17 protein-coding genes and 2 pseudogenes are annotated in these 19,604 nt (G+C 69.4%); 14 read left to right on the forward strand and 5 right to left on the reverse strand.

From position 1 onward, the window contains the following. Positions 1-3: 3 nt before the first annotated feature. Complete coding sequence (gene rpmG, locus ACFV9T_RS03765) at positions 4-168, reverse strand: 50S ribosomal protein L33 (RefSeq protein WP_009719228.1); 165 nt, start codon at positions 166-168, stop codon at positions 4-6. Between the two features lie 86 nt (positions 169-254). On the opposite strand from rpmG, the pseudogene rpmB reads away from it, so the two are divergent. The 5 genes and pseudogenes from rpmB to ACFV9T_RS03790 form a co-directional block, all read left to right on the forward strand. Next, a pseudogene (rpmB, locus tag ACFV9T_RS03770) lies at positions 255-389 on the forward strand (50S ribosomal protein L28); the annotation flags it as partial. 156 nt (positions 390-545) lie between these two features. Next, on the forward strand, positions 546-2,036 hold the full coding sequence (locus ACFV9T_RS03775; protein ID WP_385436462.1) for an ABC transporter substrate-binding protein: 1,491 nt from the start codon (positions 546-548) through the stop codon (positions 2,034-2,036). Then, complete coding sequence (locus ACFV9T_RS03780; RefSeq protein WP_385436463.1) at positions 2,033-3,772, forward strand: ABC transporter permease subunit; 1,740 nt, start codon at positions 2,033-2,035, stop codon at positions 3,770-3,772. Before ACFV9T_RS03775 ends, ACFV9T_RS03780 begins: the two co-directional genes overlap by 4 nt. Before the next feature lie 54 nt (positions 3,773-3,826). Then, positions 3,827-4,840 (forward strand): ABC transporter ATP-binding protein, encoded by a 1,014-nt coding sequence (locus ACFV9T_RS03785; protein WP_385436464.1) that lies wholly within the window; start codon positions 3,827-3,829, stop codon positions 4,838-4,840. After that, the gene (locus ACFV9T_RS03790; RefSeq protein ID WP_385436465.1) at positions 4,837-5,610 is read left to right on the forward strand and encodes an ATP-binding cassette domain-containing protein; all 774 of its coding nucleotides are present in this window, start codon (positions 4,837-4,839) and stop codon (positions 5,608-5,610) included. Before ACFV9T_RS03785 ends, ACFV9T_RS03790 begins: the two co-directional genes overlap by 4 nt. Positions 5,611-5,693: 83 nt before the next feature. Here ACFV9T_RS03790 and ACFV9T_RS03795 read toward each other — a convergent pair whose 3' ends face one another. Beyond that, positions 5,694-6,908, reverse strand: coding sequence for a GTP-binding protein (locus ACFV9T_RS03795; protein WP_385436466.1), 1,215 nt, complete (start codon positions 6,906-6,908; stop codon positions 5,694-5,696). Positions 6,909-7,094: 186 nt separating this feature from the next. On the opposite strand from ACFV9T_RS03795, the gene rpmF reads away from it, so the two are divergent. From rpmF to ACFV9T_RS03825, 6 genes are all read left to right on the forward strand, one after another. Then, positions 7,095-7,265 (forward strand): 50S ribosomal protein L32, encoded by a 171-nt coding sequence (gene rpmF, locus ACFV9T_RS03800; RefSeq protein WP_385436467.1) that lies wholly within the window; start codon positions 7,095-7,097, stop codon positions 7,263-7,265. Positions 7,266-7,272: 7 nt separating this feature from the next. Then, positions 7,273-8,490, forward strand: coding sequence for a GTP-binding protein (locus ACFV9T_RS03805; RefSeq protein ID WP_385436468.1), 1,218 nt, complete (start codon positions 7,273-7,275; stop codon positions 8,488-8,490). Between the two features lie 232 nt (positions 8,491-8,722). Continuing rightward, entirely contained in the window at positions 8,723-9,022 is a 300-nt protein-coding gene (locus ACFV9T_RS03810) for a Fur family transcriptional regulator (RefSeq protein ID WP_385436469.1), read from the forward strand. A 151-nt stretch (positions 9,023-9,173) separates the two neighbouring features. After that, on the forward strand, positions 9,174-10,094 hold the full coding sequence (locus tag ACFV9T_RS03815; RefSeq protein WP_385436470.1) for a metal ABC transporter solute-binding protein, Zn/Mn family: 921 nt from the start codon (positions 9,174-9,176) through the stop codon (positions 10,092-10,094). A gap of 11 nt (positions 10,095-10,105) precedes the next feature. Continuing rightward, complete coding sequence (locus tag ACFV9T_RS03820; RefSeq protein ID WP_385436471.1) at positions 10,106-10,999, forward strand: metal ABC transporter ATP-binding protein; 894 nt, start codon at positions 10,106-10,108, stop codon at positions 10,997-10,999. Continuing rightward, on the forward strand, positions 10,996-11,877 hold the full coding sequence (locus tag ACFV9T_RS03825; RefSeq protein ID WP_385436472.1) for a metal ABC transporter permease: 882 nt from the start codon (positions 10,996-10,998) through the stop codon (positions 11,875-11,877). The genes ACFV9T_RS03820 and ACFV9T_RS03825 overlap by 4 nt, the downstream gene beginning before the upstream one ends. Positions 11,878-12,437: 560 nt before the next feature. On the opposite strand, the gene ACFV9T_RS03830 is transcribed toward ACFV9T_RS03825, so the two are convergent. Further along, positions 12,438-14,792: an MMPL family transporter gene (locus ACFV9T_RS03830; protein WP_385436473.1), complete on the reverse strand. Its 2,355-nt coding sequence runs from the start codon at positions 14,790-14,792 to the stop codon at positions 12,438-12,440. Positions 14,793-14,918: 126 nt separating this feature from the next. Here ACFV9T_RS03830 and ACFV9T_RS03835 point away from each other — a divergent pair, with 126 nt between their 5' ends. Beyond that, positions 14,919-15,557 (forward strand): TetR/AcrR family transcriptional regulator, encoded by a 639-nt coding sequence (locus ACFV9T_RS03835; protein WP_385436474.1) that lies wholly within the window; start codon positions 14,919-14,921, stop codon positions 15,555-15,557. Positions 15,558-16,129: 572 nt separating this feature from the next. On the opposite strand, the gene ACFV9T_RS03840 is transcribed toward ACFV9T_RS03835, so the two are convergent. Together ACFV9T_RS03840 and ACFV9T_RS03845 are read right to left on the reverse strand one after the other, a co-directional pair. Beyond that, a complete protein-coding gene (locus ACFV9T_RS03840) occupies positions 16,130-16,867 on the reverse strand; it encodes a hydroxylase (protein WP_385436475.1) in 738 nt (245 codons plus the stop codon). 214 nt (positions 16,868-17,081) lie between these two features. Beyond that, entirely contained in the window at positions 17,082-17,855 is a 774-nt protein-coding gene (locus tag ACFV9T_RS03845; RefSeq protein ID WP_385436476.1) for an endonuclease/exonuclease/phosphatase family protein, read from the reverse strand. 395 nt (positions 17,856-18,250) lie between these two features. Between ACFV9T_RS03845 and ACFV9T_RS03850 the strand changes: the two genes are divergently transcribed. Both ACFV9T_RS03850 and ACFV9T_RS03855 read left to right on the forward strand, forming a co-directional pair. Beyond that, positions 18,251-18,655 (forward strand): helix-turn-helix domain-containing protein, encoded by a 405-nt coding sequence (locus ACFV9T_RS03850; protein WP_385436477.1) that lies wholly within the window; start codon positions 18,251-18,253, stop codon positions 18,653-18,655. A gap of 9 nt (positions 18,656-18,664) precedes the next feature. Continuing rightward, positions 18,665-19,593: pseudogene (locus tag ACFV9T_RS03855) on the forward strand (integrase). Positions 19,594-19,604 lie beyond the last annotated feature (11 nt).

Raw genomic sequence — 19,604 nt, forward strand, 5'->3', positions numbered from 1 at the left:
CGGTCAGCGCTCCTCACGGAAGTCGACATGGCGGCCGACGACCGGGTCGTACTTGCGCAGGGTCATCCGGTCGGGGTCGTTCCGCCGGTTCTTGCGGGTCACATAGGTGTAGCCGGTGCCCGCGGTGGACCTCAGTTTGATGATCGGGCGTAGCTCGTTCCGTGCCATGAACGACAGCATACATGGGATCGATTTTCATTTTCATCAAGCTGGTGCGGTGCTGCCGCCACAACCCCGCACGAGAGAGAGGACCCATGTCCGCCCACTGCCAACTCACGGGCCGGCAACCCGGCTTCGGCAACCACGTCTCCCACTCCCACCGCCGCACCAAGCGCCGGTTCGACCCCAACATCCAGCGCAAGCGCTACTGGCTGCCCAGCGAGGGGCGAAGCAGAGCAAGATCGCCAAGATCGACGGCCGCCCTCGCGGTCGGCCCGGCCACCCACCCCCAGCGCCGGACACAGCTCCATACTTGACAATGGTTATCGTGTGCTAGGTTCAAAGGCAGGTAAATTCCCCGCTCGCCGCTCATCCGAGAGACGCCTGTGAACCTGCCCAAGGCCCTGCCCACCGCCGCGATATGCGCGGCCTCCTCGCTCGTGCTCACCGGCTGCTTCACCTCCGGCGCGCCCTCCGCGTCCGAGGGCAAGCGCATCCGCGTCGCGATGATGCAGCCGCCGCGCTCCGGGCTGTCCCCGCTCAGCGACGATGCCTTCAAACTGTCGCGCTGGAGCACCGCCGAGACCCTGGTCACCCTCGATGAGGACGGCGACGCGAAACCGGCGCTCGCCACGAAGTGGCAGCGGACCGGGGACCGCACCTGGACCTTCACCCTCCGCCGGGGCGTGGAATTCCACGACGGGACGGCACTCACCGCCCAGGCCGCCGTACGGTCCCTGACCACGGCCGCCAAGGCCGCGCCCAAGCCGCGCATTCTGGACGGGGTCGACATGACGGTGAAGGCGAGCGGTGAGGACACCGTCACCGTCACCACCAGCGACCCGGATCCGCTCATCCCTCAGCGGCTCTCCTCACCGCAGCTGTCGATCCTCGCCGCCAAGGCATACCGGGGGAAGACGGTCAACCCGGTCGGCGCCGGCACCGGCGCCTTCGTCCTGAAGAAGGTGGGCGGCACCACCTCGGCCACCCTCGACCGCAACACGGACTACTGGGGCGGCAAGGCCGAGGCCGCCGGTATCGACGTCACCTTCGTGCCCGACGGCTCCGCCCGCGCCGCCGCCCTGCGCAGCGGCGAGGCCGACATCGTCGAGGCCGTACCCGTCTCCCAGGCGGCGCTGCTGGACGAGGACCAGATCAGCGAAGTCCCCATGCCGCGCACCAACACCCTCTACCTCAATACCGAACACGGCCCCTTCACCGACCCGGCGCTACGCGCCGCCGCACGCCGCGCTATTGACGCCAAAGCGCTGGTCAAGGGGGTCTACGAAGGCCGTGCCGATGTCGCGCGGGGGCTGCTGGGCCCGGCGCTGCCCTGGGCGGCCGAGGGGCGGAAGGGCCGTACGAAGACCGTCAAGGCCGGTGAACCGGACCGCCGGACCATCACCATCGGGACCTTCACCGACCGGGCCGAGCTGCCCGAGGTGGCCACCGTGCTGCAACAGCAGCTCCAGGACGCGGGCTTCAAGGTGAAACTGGACGTGCGCGAGTACGCGAACATCGAATCGGACGCCCTGGCGGGGAAGTTCGACGCCTTCATCCTCTCCCGCGCGACGGTGCTGGACTCCGGTGACCCGGCCGCGTACCTGCACAGCGACTTCGCCGGCGATGGCTCCTTCAACATCCCCCAGCTCCGCGACAAAACCGTCGACAAGGCGGTACGGACGGCCGAGGCCACCGCGTCCGGCGACGCCCGGCGAGCGGCGATCCTGAAGGCCGAGACCGCGATCCTCAACACCGACGCCGCGATCCCCATGCTGCACGAGCGGGTCATCCAGGGGGACGCGGTGGACGTCGTGGGTTCCGCCAAGGACCCGCGCGAGCGCGCGCTGGTCACCACCGACACCTACGTCAAGTGAGCGCCGCCGCGCTGCGGTCCGGGCTGACCCGGGTGGCGGCCCTGGCCGCCGTCACCGGCGCCGTGGGACTGCTGCCCTGGCTGTCCGGCCGGGACCCGGCACTCACCGTGCTGCGCGCCCGGTCCGCCGAGCAGGAGCCCACGCGCGAGGCGCTGGCGGCCGTGCGGCGGGACCTCGGGCTGGACGCCGGGGCCCCGGCTCTGCTCGGCGACTGGCTGGCCGGGCTGGTACGCGGGGACCTCGGGCGGTCGTGGGTCTCCGGCACCGAGGTGCTGCCGTCGGTGCTCACCGGACTCGGCGTCTCCCTCACCCTGATGGGCGCCTCGCTGCTGGTGGCGCTCTTGGTCGCCGCTGCCCTGTGCGCTCCTGCGCTGGTGCGGGGTGCGCGGGGCAGGGTGTCCGGAGGCGGTGGCGCGGTGGCCGCGATGATGGCGGCCGTTCCCGAATTCCTGCTGGCGACCGTGCTGTTGATCGTGGTCGGGGTGTGGTGCGGCTGGCTGCCGACTTCCGGGTGGCAGGGGCCCGTTCACCTGGTGCTGCCCGCCCTCGCCATGGGCATCCCGGCGGGGGGCATCGTCGGGCGGCTCGTCGACGACGCGCTGCCCGCCGTGTTCGGCGAGCGGTGGGCAGGGCTGTGGCGGGCGTCCGGTGTGACGAACGGACGGATCGCCGGAGCGGCGCTGCGGCGGGCCCTGCCCGCGCTGGTGCCGCAACTCGGCCTCGTGGCGGTCGGCCTCACCGGCGGCGCCGTCGCCGTCGAGACGGTCTTCGCCGTGCCGGGACTCGGCCGCACCGCCCTCGGCGCCGCAAAGTCCCAGGATCTGCCGCTGCTTCAGGGCTCCGTGCTCGCCCTTCTCGCCCTCGGGCTGACGGCGGGCGCGCTGGCACACCTCGTACGCCGCCGGCTGCTCGGGCCGGGGCTGAAGGACGCGGCACTGTCCCTGCCCGCTCCCGTGGTGGCCGAGCCGACGCGGCTGCGCCGGGCGGTGCCGGTGCTGCTCGGGGCCGTGCTGGCGACCGCGATCGGATGGGGGCTGCTCGGTGATCCGTACCGGGTGGACACGGCCGGGCGGCTGGCCGTGCCCTCCCTCGCCCATCCGCTCGGCACCGACGCGCTCGGCCGCGACATCCTGGCCCGGCTCGGGCACGGGGCCGCCGCGACCGTCGGTGTGGCCGTCGCCGTGTGCGTGGTCTCGTATCTGTTCGCGCTGGCCTTCGGCTTCCTGCCGAACGTCTCGACCGGCGCCGCCGATATCGCCAACGCCCTGCCCCCGGTGATCGTCGGCATCCTCGTCGCCGCCGTCCTCGGCCCCGGTACGGCCGGGGCGTCGCTCGCCGTCGCCCTCGTCTCCTGGCCTCCGCTCGCCGCGCATGCGGCGGCGCTGGTGCTGGAGACGCGCGCCGCCGCCTATCTGACGGCCCAACGAGCCATCGGAGCACCACCGTTGTGGATCCTCACCCGGCACGTCCTCCCCGCCGTCGCAGGGCCCGTCGCCCGCCACGCGGTGCTGCGGCTCCCGGGAATCGCCCTGGCGCTGGCCTCGCTCGGCTTCCTCGGACTCGGCGCCCAGCCGCCCGCTCCCGAATGGGGCCTCATGCTGGATGAATCACGGCTGTACGTGGAGCGGGCCCCCTGGGCCGCGCTCGCCCCCGCGGTGGCCCTCGCCCTGCTGGCCGGGCTCGCGGTATCCCTGTCGACCGCGGGCCTGCGCACGCGCCGCAGCACTGGCCCGTGAGGTCCCTTCCAGCCCTCCTCCCATCCGATCCGGCACCGGAAAAGGTGACGCCCCATGCCCGAACCTCTCCTCGCCGTACGCGACCTCCACGTCACCCCGCGGGACCGGCGCCGGGCCGTACCCGCCGTCCGCGGGGTGTCGTTCGAGGTGAACGAACGTGAAGTCCTCGCCATCGTGGGTGAGTCGGGAGCAGGGAAGTCCCTCACCGCCCGGGCGGTGCTCGGCATGCCGCCGCACGGCGCCCACGTCACGGGCAGCGTGCGCCTGCGCGGCCGCGAACTCGTGGGAGGGTCCTACGCGGACGTGTGGGGCCGCCGGATGGCGTTCATTCCGCAGGACGCGCTGACCGTGCTCAGTCCGGTGCACACGATCGGCGACCAGATCGCCGCGGCCGTGCGGTCCGTGGCGAAGTCCTCCCGCAAGGAGGCCCGGGCACGCGCCAAGGCGGCACTGGACCGCGTGGGGATCGCGGACGCGGCACGGCGGGCGCGGGCGTATCCGCATGAGTTCTCCGGCGGAATGCGGCAGCGGGCGGTCATCGCGATGGCGATGGTGAACGAACCGGAGCTGGTCGTCGCCGACGAACCCACCACCGCGCTGGACCCGGAGGTCGAGGCCCAGGTACTGGAGGTCCTGACGAACGCCCGCGAAGCCACCGGCGCCGCACTGCTGCTGATCACACATGACCTGCGGGTCGTCACGGGGTACGCGGACCGGGTCCTGGTGATGTACGCGGGCCGGGCCGTGGAGTCGGGACCGGTGGACCCCGTGTTCCACACGCCCCGAGCCCCTTACACCGCGGGCCTTCTCGCCTCGCTGCCCCCTGCCGAAGCGGACGCGGCGGACCGGTGGCTGCCGTCGATCGACGGAGCGCCACCGTCGCCGACCGAACTGCCGCACGGCTGCGCGTTCGCACCGCGCTGCCCACTGGCCCGGCAGGAGTGCGAGAAGGCGGAGCCCACACTGGCCGCGGTGGCAGGGCAGCCGGGCCATCTGGCCGCGTGCCACCGCTCCGTGGACCTCCCCGTGCCGGCGACCCGGCTCTTCACAAGGGAGGCGACAGCATGACCGGCCCGCTGCTGAAGGTGACGGACCTCGTGGTCCGCTACGGCCGTCACACCGCCGTCGACCGGGTCTCCTTCGAGATCCATCCCGGGGAGACACTCGCCCTGATCGGCCCATCGGGCTGCGGCAAGTCCTCCACTGCTCTGGCCTCACTGGCGCTGCGCCGCCCCGACGGCGGGAGCGTACGTTTCGAGGGCCAGGAGCTCACCGGCCTGCGGGAGCGGGAACTGCGCCCGCTGCGGCCACGGTTCCAGCCGGTCTTCCAGGACCCCTACGGATCGCTCAGCCCACGGCTGCGCGTCCGCGACGCGATCGCCGAACCCCTGCGCGTCCAAGGGGCGCCACCGGCACCCGGCCGGGTCGAGGAGCTGATGGAGACGGTCGGCCTCGACGGCTCGCTGGGCGACCGGCTGCCGCACGAACTCTCCGGCGGGCAATGCCAGCGCGTCGGGATCGCACGGGCGCTGGCGGGCGAGCCGCGGCTGCTGGTGCTGGACGAACCGGTGTCGGCACTGGACCCATCGGTGCGCGCGGGGGTGCTCAACCTGCTCACCGCCCTCCAGGACGAGCAGGGCCTGGCCTACCTGTTCATCTGCCACGACCTCGCGCTCGTACGCCACCTCGCACACCGTGTCGCGCTCATGCGGCAGGGCCGGATCGTCCGGACCTGCGCGGGCCGCGAGCTGAGCCTCACCGCGCTGGGGGGCCTCCCTGCGCAGCCCGTCGCAGGACGGTCGCCTCATGCGGCAAAGGCCACGCTTGACGAGCTGTGAAGGCTGCGTCAGCGCCTGTCGACGATCGTCGGCGGTTGGTGTGATCGGCGCGCGGGCGCCCGCCGGGCCCACACGCCGATGCCTCAGCCCGCCAAGTCCTCCGCCGCGTCGCCGAGCAGCGGATCGGGCAGACGGGCCCAGTGCTCGGCGCCGAGGGCCAGTTCACCGTCGTCGAGCACGGCGGCGTCCAGCGCGGCCCGCAGCCGGTCCTCGTCCAGTTCGGCGCCGGTGAAGACGATCTCGTTGCGCCGTTCGCCGTAGTAGTGGTCCCAGTACCACGAGGCCAGCGTCCGGCGCTGGGGCGAGGCGGCGTGCCACGCCGCGATGTCCCCGTCCTCCAGCCAGCCTCCCGCCTCGCGCAGTTCGAGCCGGCGTCCGGCCGAGCGCCAGGAGATGACCGTCCGCGGGCGGGTGGCCATCCACAGGTGTCCGCTGCTGCGCACCACCGCGGGCATGACCCGTGGCAGGCTCTCCGCCAGCCGTTCGGGATGCAGCGGGCGCCGGGACCGCCACAGCACCGAGGTCACGCCGTGGTCGATGCCGCGGTGGCGTACGACGGGGGCGACAGCGTCAAGGCGGTCGGCCGGTCCGGCCGTGGTCCAGCGGGAATCGGGCCGCGTCAGGGCCGTCAGCGCAGCGTCGTCGCCGTCCTCCGCGTCGAGGTGCACCACCGCCGACGGGTTGAGGTGGCCGAGCAGGGCGCGGCACCCTTCCCGGTGGCGGTCATCCTGCCCCGGCCCGTCCCGCACGACCATCACCTGGGCGGCCTCCACATGGCGGGCGGCCGCTTCGGCGAGTGTGAGGGGCTCGGCGTGCGCATGGTGGCCGAAGACGTGGGCGGTGCGGTGCACACAGCGCAGATCGTCAATCATGCGGTCGGGGTCCACGCCGACGGCGGTCGGGGCCAGGTCGTAGTGGTGCGACAGCGGAGTCCTGCCCGGTGGAGTCCGCCACAAGGCGGCCAGAAACGGCACGGCGTCCACGTTGTCGGGGAGGGCTAGCACGACATGCGGACGCGTGGCAGCGCGGGCGATGGCGTCCAGGTCCTGCCGGATGATCACCGCCGGGTCCCCGGTCGCCCCCTGACACAGCGAGGCCCGCTGTTGTTCCTCACCACCGGCGGCGAAGCGCTGCACGAAGGGGTACCTCCCGGCCTCGTCAGCCTGCACCGAGACCGAGAGCACCAGCGCGTCGGGCACGGCACACCGCAGCAGATCCAGTACGCGCCCCCGGGCTTCCGGGGTGTTGCCGCACACCAGGCCCAGCAACCCCCGGCCCGGGTTCCCGCCGGTACTCACTCCGCCGCCTGCGCGAGGGCGGTCACAAGGTCGTGGGCGGTTCTGCGTACCCGCAGCAGCACCAGCGGCACAACTCCTCCTGGGGGATGGCGTCACAGTGTCACCGCGGAGACTACATGGAAACGGTACCCATTTTCATATACGCTGTGGCCGACCGCCCACCGATCAGGAAAGGACGCGCATCTCATGGCCGTGCCCAAGCGGAAGATGTCCCGGAGCAACACCCGCCACCGCCGCGCCCAGTGGAAGGCGAACGCCCCGGAGCTGGTGACGATCACCATCGACGGCCGCGAACACCGCGTCCCGCGGCAGCTCGTCCCCGCCTACCGGCGCGGCCTGCTGCGCCCCGAGGGCTGACCGCCCGATGGCCGACCAGCTGCCGGTGACGGTCCTGTCGGGTTTCCTGGGATCCGGCAAGACCACCCTCCTCAACCATCTCCTCAACAACCGCGAGGGCTTGCGCGTCGCCGTCATCGTCAACGACATGAGCGAGGTGAACATCGACGCCGCACTCGTCCGCGACGGCGACGCGGCCCTCTCCCGCACCGAAGAACGCCTGGTCGAGATGACCAACGGCTGCATCTGCTGCACCCTGCGCGACGACCTCCTGGAAGAGGTGGAGCGACTCGCCGGGGAGGGGCGGTTCGACTACCTCCTCATCGAGTCCAGCGGCATCTCCGAACCCATGCCCGTCGCCGCCACGTTCGCCTTCCCGCGCGACGACGGCGCCACGCTGGGCGAGGTCGCGCGGCTCGACACCATGGTCACGGTCGTGGACGCCGCGGGCTTCCTGCCGGAACTCACCGGCGGCGACGAACTGGTCGAGCGGGGCCTGGACCAGTACGAGGACGACGAGCGCACCGTCAGCGATCTCCTCATGGACCAGGTCGAGTTCGCCGACATCATCGTCCTCAACAAGCTCGACCTGGTCATCCCCGAGACCGCCGAACGGCTGGCGGCGGCGCTGTCCCGGCTCAACCCGGCCGCCCGTATCGTGCCCGCCACACACGGCCGGGTGGAACCGGCGGAGGTGCTCGGGACCGGCCGCTTCGATCTCGAACGCGCTCAGCAGGCGCCCGGCTGGGTCATGGAGCTCAACGGCGACCATGTGCCGGAGACCGAGGAGTACGGCATCTCCAGCACCGTCTTCCGCGCCGCCCGGCCGTTCCACCCCGCCCGGCTGTGGGACTTCATCGCCACGGACCTGGACAGCGGGACCTACGGCGACGTCCTGCGCTCCAAGGGCTTCTTCTGGCTGGCCACCCGCCCGCGCGTGACCGGGCTGTGGTCACAGGCGGGCGCGGTGGCCCGGTTCGAACCCTCCGGAGCACGCGACGGCATCGAGCCCGGCGCCGCGACCGGCCCCGACCGCGGCCAGGAACTCGTCTTCATCGGCACCGGACTGCGCGCCGCCGCCCTGCACGAGGCCCTGTCCGCGTGCCTGCTGACCGACGATGAGCACGCGCAGGGCGCATCGCACTGGACGGCCTGGGAGGACCCCTTCCCCGCCTGGGAGACCTACGGCCTCGACGAGAGCTGCGACCACGAGCACGGACCGCACGAGGCCGTGCCGGTGCCGTAGTCCTGAGCCCTGGCACACCCGGCCGGCTCCGAGCGGCACCGCCCGCGGGCCGGACGGGTGCCGCCCACCGTCCGGCATCCATCCAGCACCGCTGTCCGCCGAGGAACCAAGCGACCCTCACGAACGATCCGCCGAGGACATCGACTCGCGATCGCCGAGGCGTGGGAGGCAAGCAGCATGCACGGTTCGCCGACCAGGCGGCTGCCGTCGGCATGGCGGTCGACCTGGCACGGTGGGACTGACCACGGTGTACCGCACCCTCCGGAGGCTGGAACACGCCGGGCAGGTCGACGTCGTACGGGACGTGACCGGCGAGCGGCTCTACCGCCCCCGCCCCGACGACGGCCACCGCCATTACCTCGTCTGCCGTCGCTGCGGCCACAGCCTCGCCGTCGAAGCGGATCTCGTCGAGCGCTGGGCGGACGGCGTGGCCGCGGCGACCGGATTCGCCGAGGTCGAGCACACCGTCGAGCTCACCGGGATCTGCGACCGCTGCCACCCGGCGCCGAGCCGGGACGCCTCGCTTCCCTAGCGGGCGCGTCAATTCTTGGCAACGATTTTCATATCAACGAGACCGGATCATGGTCTTGACATTCATTTCTATTAGCGTTGCGTCCGCCAGGTCCCGACCGAGTGGCCCCTCGCCCGTGAAGACTCCCCTTCCCACCCGCCGTGGAGGATCCATGTTCTCGTCCCCGTCCCGCCGCCTGGCGCTGATCAGCGGCGCCTCCCTGACCCTGCTGGCAGGCTGCGGCAGCTCGTCGGACTCCGGAAGCGACGGGAAGTCCTCGTCATCCAAGATCACGGTGGTCGCCTCGACGAACGTGTACGGCGACATCGCCGACCGAATAGGCGGCGGGAAGGTCGACGTCACCTCGATCATCAACGACCCCGACCAGGACCCGCACTCCTACGAGGCCGACGCCCGGACCCAGCTTGCCCTGTCCAAGGCGAAGGTCGTCATCGAGAACGGCGGCGGCTATGACGACTTCGTGGACCGCATGCTCAAGAGCGGCAACTCCTCCGCCGACGTGATCAACGCGGTCAAGGTCTCCGGCAAGACCGCACCGAAGAGCGGTGAGCTCAACGAGCACGTCTGGTACGACTTCCCCAGCGTCGCCAAGGTCGCCGACCGCATAGCCACCGCCCTGGGCAAGGCCGCCCCCGGCGACGCGGCCGCCTTCAAGAAGAACGCCGAGACCTTCAAGTCGAAGCTCAAGCCGCTCCAGGCGAAAGAAGCGGAAATCAAGAAGGAGCACGGCGGCGAGGGCGTCGCCATCACCGAGCCGGTGCCGCTCTACATGACCGAGGCGAGCGGCCTGGCGGACAGGACGCCCGAGGAGTTCAGCGAGGCCATCGAGGAGGGCGACGACGTCTCCCCGAAGGTTCTGCGGGACACCCTGGCGCTGTTCACGGGCAAGCAGGTCAAGGCGCTCATCTACAACGAGCAGACCTCCGGTGCGCAGACGAAGAAGGCCGAAAGCGCCGCCAAGGCCGCCGGCATTCCGGTCGTGCCCGTGACCGAGACCCTGCCGAAGGGCAAGGACTACCTCGGCTGGATGACCGCCAACGTCGACGCGCTCGCGGGCGCGCTGGGCAAGTGAGGCGCCCGGCCATGGCTCGCGCACCCCGGGCCGGCCGGGGCGAGGCCGAGCCCAGCGACACCGACACCGACACGCTGATCAGCCTGCGTGGCGCCGCCCTGTCCTACGGCGAGCGCACGGTGTGGCGCGATCTCGAACTCGACGTACGGCCAGGTGAGTTCCTCGCCGTACTCGGGCCCAACGGATCGGGCAAGTCCAGCCTCGTACGGGCGCTGCTGGGCCTGCAACCGCTGTCCGCCGGAACGCTGACCGTCCTCGGCCGGCCCCCGCGCGACGCCGGCCGTCACGTCGGCTACGTCCCCCAGCACGCAGCGCTGTCCGCGCACGCGACGCTGCGCGCACGCGACCTCGTGCGCTTCGGGATCGACGGGCACCGCTTCGGACCGCGGCTGCGCACGAGCGCCACCCGCCGCCGCGTGGACGAGATCCTCGAATCTGTCGGGGCATCGGCCTACGCGGACGTCCCCGTCGGCCTGCTGTCCGGAGGCGAGCGGCAGCGCGTCCGCATCGGACAGGCCCTGGCCACCGACCCCCGGATCCTGCTGTGCGACGAGCCGCTGCTCTCCCTCGACCTCCACCACCAGCGGGCGGTCACCGAACTGCTGGACACCCGGCGCCGCTCCCAGGGGACTTCGGTGGTCTTCGTCACCCACGAGATCAATCCCGTGCTCGGACTGGTGGACCGGGTGCTGTACCTGGCACGGGGCGGTTACCGCATCGGGACCCCGGAGGAGGTCCTGACCTCCTCCTCCCTGTCCCAGCTGTACGGAACGCGGGTCGACGTCGTCCGTGTCCACGGCCGGATCGTGGTCGTCGGAGCCCCCGACGAGCCCATCGCGCCCGCACCGCCCCACCACCCCCACGAAGCCTCCGCAGCAAACGAGACCGACGGAGTCCGCCGATGACGCTCGCCGACGGGATCTGGCACCAGATCTTCAACTTCGACAACTACGGCGAACTCCTGGCACTGGTCCGCAACTCCCTCATCGCCGGCGCCGCACTCGGTCTGATCGGTGGCCTCGCCGGGGTCTTCGTCATCATGCGCGACCTGCCCTTCGCGGTACACGGCATCAGCGAGCTGTCCTTCGCGGGCGCCTCGGCCGCGTTGCTGCTGGAGACGAACATCGTGGCGGGCTCGATCGCCGGCTCGCTCATCGCGGCCGGCACGATCGGAGTCCTGGGCACGCGCGCCCGGGACCGCAACTCGGTGATCGGCATCATGATGCCGTTCGGCCTGGGCCTGGGGGTACTCTTCCTCGCCCTCTACAAAGGCCGCGCGGCCAATAAGTTCGGCCTCCTCACCGGCCAGATCGTCGCCGTCGACACTCCTCAGATGTCCTGGCTGCTCGGCACCTCGGCCGTGGTTTTCGTCGCCTTGGCGGTCATGTGGCAGCCGCTTACCTTCGCCAGCGCCGATCCGGATGTCGCCGAGGCCCGCGGGGTACCGGTGCGCGCCCTGTCCATCGCCTTCATGATCGTGCTCGGACTCGCGGTCGCCTTGTCGGTGCAGATCGTCGGCGCACTGCTGGTCCTCGCTCTCCTCGTCACCCCCGCCGCGGCGGCCGCCCGCATCACCGCGTCGCCCGTGCTGCTACCGGTGCTCAGTGTGGTCTTCGCCGTCGCCTCGATTGAGGGCGGCATCCTGCTCGCCCTCGGCAGCTCCATCCCCATCAGCCCCTACGTCACGACCATCTCGTTCACCATCTACCTCGTCTGCCGACTGGCGGGCACCTATCGCACCCGACGGTGGGGAGCCCGGAGGACAGCCCCCCAACCTGCCTGAACGACGGCGCCGCACACGCGGGTTGTCGAGGTGGGTGCCCGACCTCGGTGTGCGGCGGGTTGTTACATCGGAATCTCGAAGGGCACCGTGGCGACGCCCGGGCCCCTTTCCCTCGGTGGTGCGGGCATCGAACACCTCCTTGGCCAGAGGTGAGCCACATGCCGCGGGGTGGGCGCCGCACGCAACCGGTCCGGGAGCGTGCCGTCCTCAGGCATTCCGGCGCGCAGCGGGTCCGGAGCCGATCTACGACCACCCAACGACCACCAACGGAAAAGGCCGCCCCCGCCTTCCGGCGGAAACGGCCTCCGACCTGCAATAACACCGTCGGGACGACAGGATTTGAACCTGCGCCCCCTTGACCCCCAGCGTGGTCCCAAACTGGTCCCAGGAGAGTCAAGACGTTTCGCACATGTCTGCCCGTATCTAACCACCCTCCACGAGCGGCTCTTGACGACCAGGCCGACCGGCCCGACGTACAACTCAGGGCCTGCAGAAACATCCCGTGGATGACCGATTGGGTGCGTGAGGAAGGGCTATGCGTTGGACCCTCCTCTGGTAGGTCAGTCGGTGGTCTCGGTCTTGTGCGCGGTGGCGTGCGGTTGGTGGGGCGCGGGATGGGTCAGCGGGATCTTCTGCGTGAGCTTGTCGCCTTCGACGTCGAGGTCGGGCAGCAGGCGGTCCAGCCGGGCGGGCAGCCACCAGGCTTTCTCCTGCGCGAGTGCCATGGTGGCGGGTATGAGGGTCATGCGGATGACGAAGGCATCGATGAGGATGCCGGTGGCCAGTGCGAAGCCGGCCTGCTTGATCATGGGCTGGGGGTTGAAGATGAATCCGGCGAAGACGGAGACCATGATGGTGGCCGCCGCGACGACGACGGAACTGGCACGTGCGAATCCCGTGACGGTGGCGTTGAGCGGAGTGGCGCCGTGGACGTGGGCTTCCCGCATGGAGGTGACCAGGAACATCTGGTAGTCCATGGCGAGCCCGTACAGGACGCCGGTGATGATGATGGGCAGCAGGCTCACCACGGGGGCTCTGGCGTCGAGTCCGATCAGGTCCTGGAACCAGCCCCACTGGAAGACAGCCGTGGTCAGGCCGAAGGTGGCGCCGATGGAAAGCAGGAAGCCGAGGGTGGCCATCACCGGGATCATGAGGGAGCGGAAGACCAGGAGCAGGACGATCAGGGAGAGCGCGAGCACGGTTGCCACGTAGATGGGCAGGACGTCGGCGAGCCGGTCGGAGACATCGATCGCGAGGGCGGTGAAGCCGGAGATACCGATGGTGGCACCGTGGGCTTCGCCGATCTGTGCGCTCTTGTCCCGTATGGCAGTGACGAGGTCCTTGGTGGCGTCGTCGTTCGGCCCGCTGCCGGGAATGAGGCTGAGGATGGCCGTGGTGCCGGTGCTGTTCATTCCGGCCAGGGACACCGAGGTCGAGCCCTTGATGCCTTTGATGCCGGAGGTGATTGAGGCGAGAGTTGCAGGGGTGAGGGGCTGCCCCTTGGCGGTAGAGGTGACGGCGACCATGAGCGGGCCGTTGTAGCCGGGCCCGTAGACGTCGCTGACCAGCTCGTAGCTCTGTCGCTGCGCGGTGTCGGTGTTGTAGCTGGCCCCGGAGGGCAGGCCCATCTTCATGCCGGCGGCAGGCACGGCCAGGATCACAGGGATCAGGAGCGCGGACGCGAGGGCCGGGTACTTGCAGCGGATCAGGCGCGCTGCCCAGCGACTTGCCCGCGCGTGGTCGGCGGAAGCCCTCTGTTGCCGCGCCCTGTTCCGGGTCCGGGTGGGACAGATGCGTTCCTGGACCAGCCCCAGCAGCGCCGGCAGCAAGGTCAGGGCGAGGAGGACGGCCAGGGCGATCGTGGCAGCCGCCACGATGGCCATGGTGCTGAGCAGGGTGATCCTGACGACCAGGAGCCCCATCAAGGCGATGATGACAGTGCAGCCGGCGAAGAAGACCGCGCTTCCGGCTGTGCCGACGGCGCGGCCGGTCGCTTCGTGCGAGTCCAGGCCGTCTTCCAGGATCAGACGGCGTTCCCGGTTGACGATGAACAGGGCGTAGTCGATACCGACGGCCAGTCCCAGCATCAGAGCCAGGACCGCGGTGAGCGAGTGGATTTCGAAGACGGCGGAGAGAGTGAAGGCTCCCCCCACCCCCACCGTGACACCGACCAGGGCGATGACCAGGGGTAGCCCCGCCGCCACGACCGACCCCAGCGTGACCAGCAGGACAATGGCCGCGACGACGACACCAACGATCTCTCCGATGCCGACGATCTCGGGGATCTCCATCATCGACGCGGACGGCAGGACTTCAAGACCGCCATGTGCGGCCTGACGCTCGGCGGCCTTGACGGTGCCGTCGATCGTCCCGGAGGGAAGCTCGTAGGTCTGCTCGTCGAACTGGAACTGCATCAGTGCTGTCGAGCCATCGGCGGAGACAGTGACCCCCGGCACCGGTCGGCCGTCCACCTCTAACGGGACGGGCGCCTTGCCGGAGGACGGCTGTCCGGCAGCCCGAGCCACCGCCGCCTGAGTCCGTATCAGGGGGCTGTTCTTCCCCCGGGCGGCTTGCTGAGCCACGACCTTCCGGGCGTCGATGACGTGGTCGTGGCGGTAGACGGCATCCACTGCCGCGACCAGGGCTGCTCGGACCTTCCCGTCGTCGATCCGGGCACCGTCCGGTGCGCTGAAGGCCAGCATGCCCTGCCCCCCGGACGCCTCCGGCAGGGACTTGGCCAGTTCGTCGATGACCTTCTGCGACGGGGTGCCGTCGATACGGACCTCGTTGCTGAGCTTGACCGGGTTGGTCAGGAGGAGGCCCACCACTGCCGTCACCACGGCCAGCCAGCCCCCGATGACGTACCAGGGTTTGCCGTAGGCGAACCTTCCCAGCCGATACAGCAGAACGGACACAGCTCTCTCCCTCTTTCGCGCGTCGAGACCACGACAGACGCGAAGTAATAGTCCCCTATCAAAGTGATAGGACACTATCAAAGCTGGGGAGGATAGCCTTCATCGCAGAGCAGGGAGGAGCTGTCGATGGCAACTACGAAGGACCGCGGCCGCCGACGCAGGGTCGACGCGCGTACCAGCGCCGAGCGCATCACCGCTGCCGGACGGACCGTCCTCGCCACCGGCGAGGCGTCCCTGGAACAGATCGCAGCCGAGGCCGGCGTGGGCATCGCCACCCTCTACCGCCACTTCCCCAATCGGGAGGCGATCGTCCGGGCCGTCCTCGACGACATCCTCGAGACGGACCTTCTGCCCTGCATCGACCGCGCCGCCGATGCCCCCCACCCGCGCCAGTCCCTCCAGGACATCGCCACGCACTTGCTCGACCTGATCACCGAGGAACGGGGGCTGGTCAGCTTCGCCAGCAACTTCACCGACGTGGCCGTGGAGGCTCTCCAGCGCTTCAGCCACTCCCTCCACCCCTTGTTGCTGCGCGCACAGCAACAAGGGGAGATCCGCTCCGACCTCACCGCGGAAGACATCCCGCGTTTCCTCGTCATGGCGGTCGCCGGTCTCGCCCTCCCCGGCACCGCGCCCTCTCTGCGCGCCCGCTTCATCGCCCTGCTCTTCGACTCACTCAACCCCGCCAACGCAACCCCCCTGCCCCCGCTGCTCGCCGGGGAGGACGACCTGCGTACCGCGGTCAGTAACGTCGCACGCCCGTAATGCGCCGACCCCGCCCTCAGCACCGGAGCCGATACAGACTTACTGCGGCAGTGCGGATCCGGTTCCCCTCGCTCATGCGCACCTTCGGCGCGGCCTGCTCGGAGCGGAGTGCCCGCGGTTGCGGGTGGTCTTCCGCAGCCGGGCGCTGATCGACTCGATCAAGTTCGCCGGACAGGCCACCTTCCTTATCTCCGGCGGAACAGCCAGGTAGGGCGTGAACTCGCTCCAAGCGGCTGGCCGACGGCGTATCGCGGCCACCGTGCTCGCTCTTCGGCAGGCCGATCCTGGCCTGCCAAGCGATATCCACGACGGAAGGCGACACGGCACGATCGCATCCTCAACGAGGCCCATGAGAGATCGGCTGAACCTGATGCGGCTGTTCGGCATCACAGTTGCAGCAAGTAAAAGCGCAGCGGCGCGGGCCCCTCGGGCATTGCCTCAAAACGGGCCCAGGCCGTACGAGAGCTCAGGCCGGGACGGCTGCGAATCCCGGCGGAGCTCCAGGAGGCCAGGTAACTGGGCGTTCAGGGCCGCGACCGCGCGGCACATCCGGCGGCGTGAGGGACTGCGGTTCAGGCAGACGCCAGCTTCCGGATGCGCGGATGGTTCTCCAGCGCCCACCGCACGCTCTTCGGCGGACGCCCGAGCAGGGTTTCCAGCTGGTCGGTGGCGCCGTGGTACCCCCCGCCGGCGATCAGCCGGGTCAGGGTCTTCAGGTGCTCCGCGGTGTGCGGCAACTCGGCCAGGACGCTGTCCACGTAGCTCTCGTTCCAGGTTTCGACCTCTTCGGGAACGTAAGTGACCTGACGTCCCAGCGCGGCCCCGTAGTCCTCCGCGAACCCGTGCATGTCCTTCAGTTCCGGACCGTTGAGCTCATAGGACTTCGAGATGTGCGGCGCCGGGTCGACCAGGATCTTCACGCACAGCTCCGCCACGTCGTAACTTGCGATGGGCGCGAGCCGCTGGCGGCCGAACGGCAGGCGCAGTTCACCGTTGCTCAGCGGGCCCAGCGCCAGCCAGGTCAGAATGGGGTTCTCGACGAACATGGCCGCCCGCACGTTGACGGTCGGGATACCGGACCAGTCCAGCACCTGCTCGGCGACCCAGTGGGCCCGCTGCTGCGGGGACCAGTCCGCGATGAGCCCGCCAAGCCACGAACGCCGTTCTTCGTCCGGGGCGGTCATCTTCTCGAACGTCATGAACGACTGCTCGAACTCGGAGATGTTGACGAAGACCTCGATGCCGCCCTGGGCCCTCGCCGCCGCGGCCATCAGGCTGACGGCGTCGGTGTAGTGCGGCGACAGGCTCATGCTGAAGTAGAGGGCTGCGGCCCGAGGCTCAACTCACCCGAATCTGCCCGCGATCCGGGCCATGCTGGTCGAACATCGCCCGCCAGCGGGCAGGGTCTACGCTATGGCCTGCGGCCACCGCACGATCTTCAGGAGTCAACCCCCGATGATCACGCGGTGGCCGGACCCGTTCCCAGCCGGGGCCGCGACAAGATCGCGAGACCTGACTGGAGTACTAGTTGACGGTGCACGGCCTGCGGGAGGCCGGACCTGCCGTGACGTCACTGACCATCACACGGTGGTCCCACGTCCACTGACCGTCATCAATCACCTTCACCGCGTGCATGTTGCACCGCTTGGAGTTAATACCCCGATGCAGGATGAAATCGAACTTCTTGCCCACGTGCTGGGTGCCGTTGCAGCGGCGGTCGTAGTTCTTGCCACAGTACCGATCGACGTCGCGGTACCGGTTGGCCCACACCGGTTTCATCTCCGGCCATTCCCTGATCCATGGCTGGGCGTTGAAGTCTCCGGCCAGCATCGCGGCAGGATGACCGCGGGCGGCCTTGACAAGGTCCCTGACTTGCGTCGTCCTGTAGTCCCTGTACTCACAGCAACTGAGCTGCGTGTTGAAGACCGTTACCTGCTTGCCCGCCAGCCGCGTGCGGAACGTCGAATACCCGCGGTGTTCTGGAGGGGCCTCGCCCGCGCTGTAGTACTCACGGCCGAAGTTCGAATCCGAAGGCGCTTGGTAGCCCTTAGCCACCAGAATCTTCTGTCCCAGACGCCCAAATGGACCGCCGCAAGCCCAGTGCACGCTGCTCGGACCATCCTGGCCGCCGTCAGTGTACTCAAGCCGGTACTGGGGTCCCTTGAGGATTTCCAGGGCCTCAGCAACCTCGTTGAAGCAGGATTCCTGTAACAGAACCACCTGCGGCCGAAACCGCGCTATCTCTCGGGCGAGGATGCTCGGAGTCCCGTATTTCTGTCCGTCGGAGTTCCACGACATGACCCGATCTTTGACGACCGGGGCCCTGGCGGAGGGTGTGTCGCTGGTGGCGTATGTGGGTGAGACGAGTCCCGCCGTCATCAGGAGCGCCGCCAGCCCTGCCTTTGCGAGGGCTCCTCGCCTTGAGTGGTGCACCTTGGCCCCCTCTGTGAGTGGTGACGTTGAGCCCGCACCGGCCTGTCCATGACTCCCCGTGACCGGTCGGAGCGGGCTTGGTGAGAAGTCTGCTCGGGCTGTCGCGCAGGGTGCAACGGGTCTCGGTGTCCGGGACATCAATTTTCCTGTCCGGCCTGCTCATTGGGCGTGTCCGAAATGTGTCCGGATCCTGTCCGGCGACGGCTTGTGCGCACCCGTGGGCCGGTGGATGTTGTGGCGGTGCTGAAACCGGAAGGCTTGTGTGGCCGCCGGAACAACCCGAGGCGTTCATCGCCGCACTGCGTGATCTCAAGGAGCGCTCAGGACTCACCTACCGGCAGTTGGAGGAGCGGGCCGCGGAAGTGGGCGACGCCCTCCGCCGGAGCACCGTCTCCGACGTGCTCAACGGGACGCGGATGCCTAGCACGGACTTCGTGGCCCTCTTCATACGTACCTGTGGCGACGGGGTAAGAGTGGAGGAATGGGTCGCCTATCACCAAAAGGCATCCAGACAGCAGAAGCGCCAGCCCTCGAAACAGCGCAGAAATGTGCTGATGCTGGCGGCGTTATCCGCCCTGGTGGGGGCGGTTCTTCGGGTGTCCCGAAATCTTGGCCGCGTCCGCTCGAGCTCGCGCTCTCGCGCAGTTGCCGTCAGCGCGTCATGATGATCGATCGTGCTGCTGCGACTGGCTTACCTGGGTGTGACGAGCGCGTTCACGATGCTGCGTCTGCTGCCGATGGCCGATCGGGACAAGGACGCCGAGATCCTCGCCCTGCGCCATCAGATCACCGTGCTGGAACGCCAACTCGGCAAAGAAAAGATCCGGTTCACGCCGAGCGATCGGGCGTTCCTGGCGGCGCTGCTGCACTGGCTGCCACTGCACGTCCTGCGAAGATTACGGCTACTCGTCCGCCCCGAGACAGTGCTGCGTTGGCACCGCGACCTCGTCGCACGCCGACATGCCGTCTCTTGTCGACCCAAACGCCCGGGACGACCACGCACCGTGCGCTCCATCCGCATCCTGGTACTGCGGCTGGCGAAGGAGAACCCGAGCTGGGGGTACCGACGTCTGCACGGCGAGCTGCTTGTGCTGGGGGTGAAGGTGGGCGCGTCCACCGTCTGGGAAATCCTGAAGGAGGCAGGCATCGATCCTGCGCCCGAGCGGAGCTCCAGTACCTGGGCCGACTTTCTGCGTTCCCAGGCTGATGCCCTGCTGGCCTGCGACTTCATGGAAACAGCCACCTTGTCGGGGGTACGGATATACGTGCTCGTAGTGATCGAGCACGGCAGTCGCCGGATCCGCGTCCTGGGCGCCACCGCGCATCCGACCGCAACCTGGGTAGCGCAAGCGGCGAAGAACCTCGTCATGGACCTCGACGACACCGGCTGCCGGGCACGATTCATGATCCGGGACCGGGACGGGAAGTTCCCCGACCTCTTCGATGCCGTCCTCAAGGACGCAGGGATCGACGTCGTCCTCAGTGGCATCCAGATGCCACGAATGAACTCGATCATGGCGATCCAGACGCGATAGCCCGCCTCGACATACGACGCCACGATCGCCTCGGCGGCATCCTCCACGAATATCAACATGTAGCGTGACCTGCACGGAT

This window comes from Streptomyces sp. NPDC059850 (genome assembly GCF_042731515.1).
Taxonomy (GTDB): domain Bacteria; phylum Actinomycetota; class Actinomycetes; order Streptomycetales; family Streptomycetaceae; genus Streptomyces.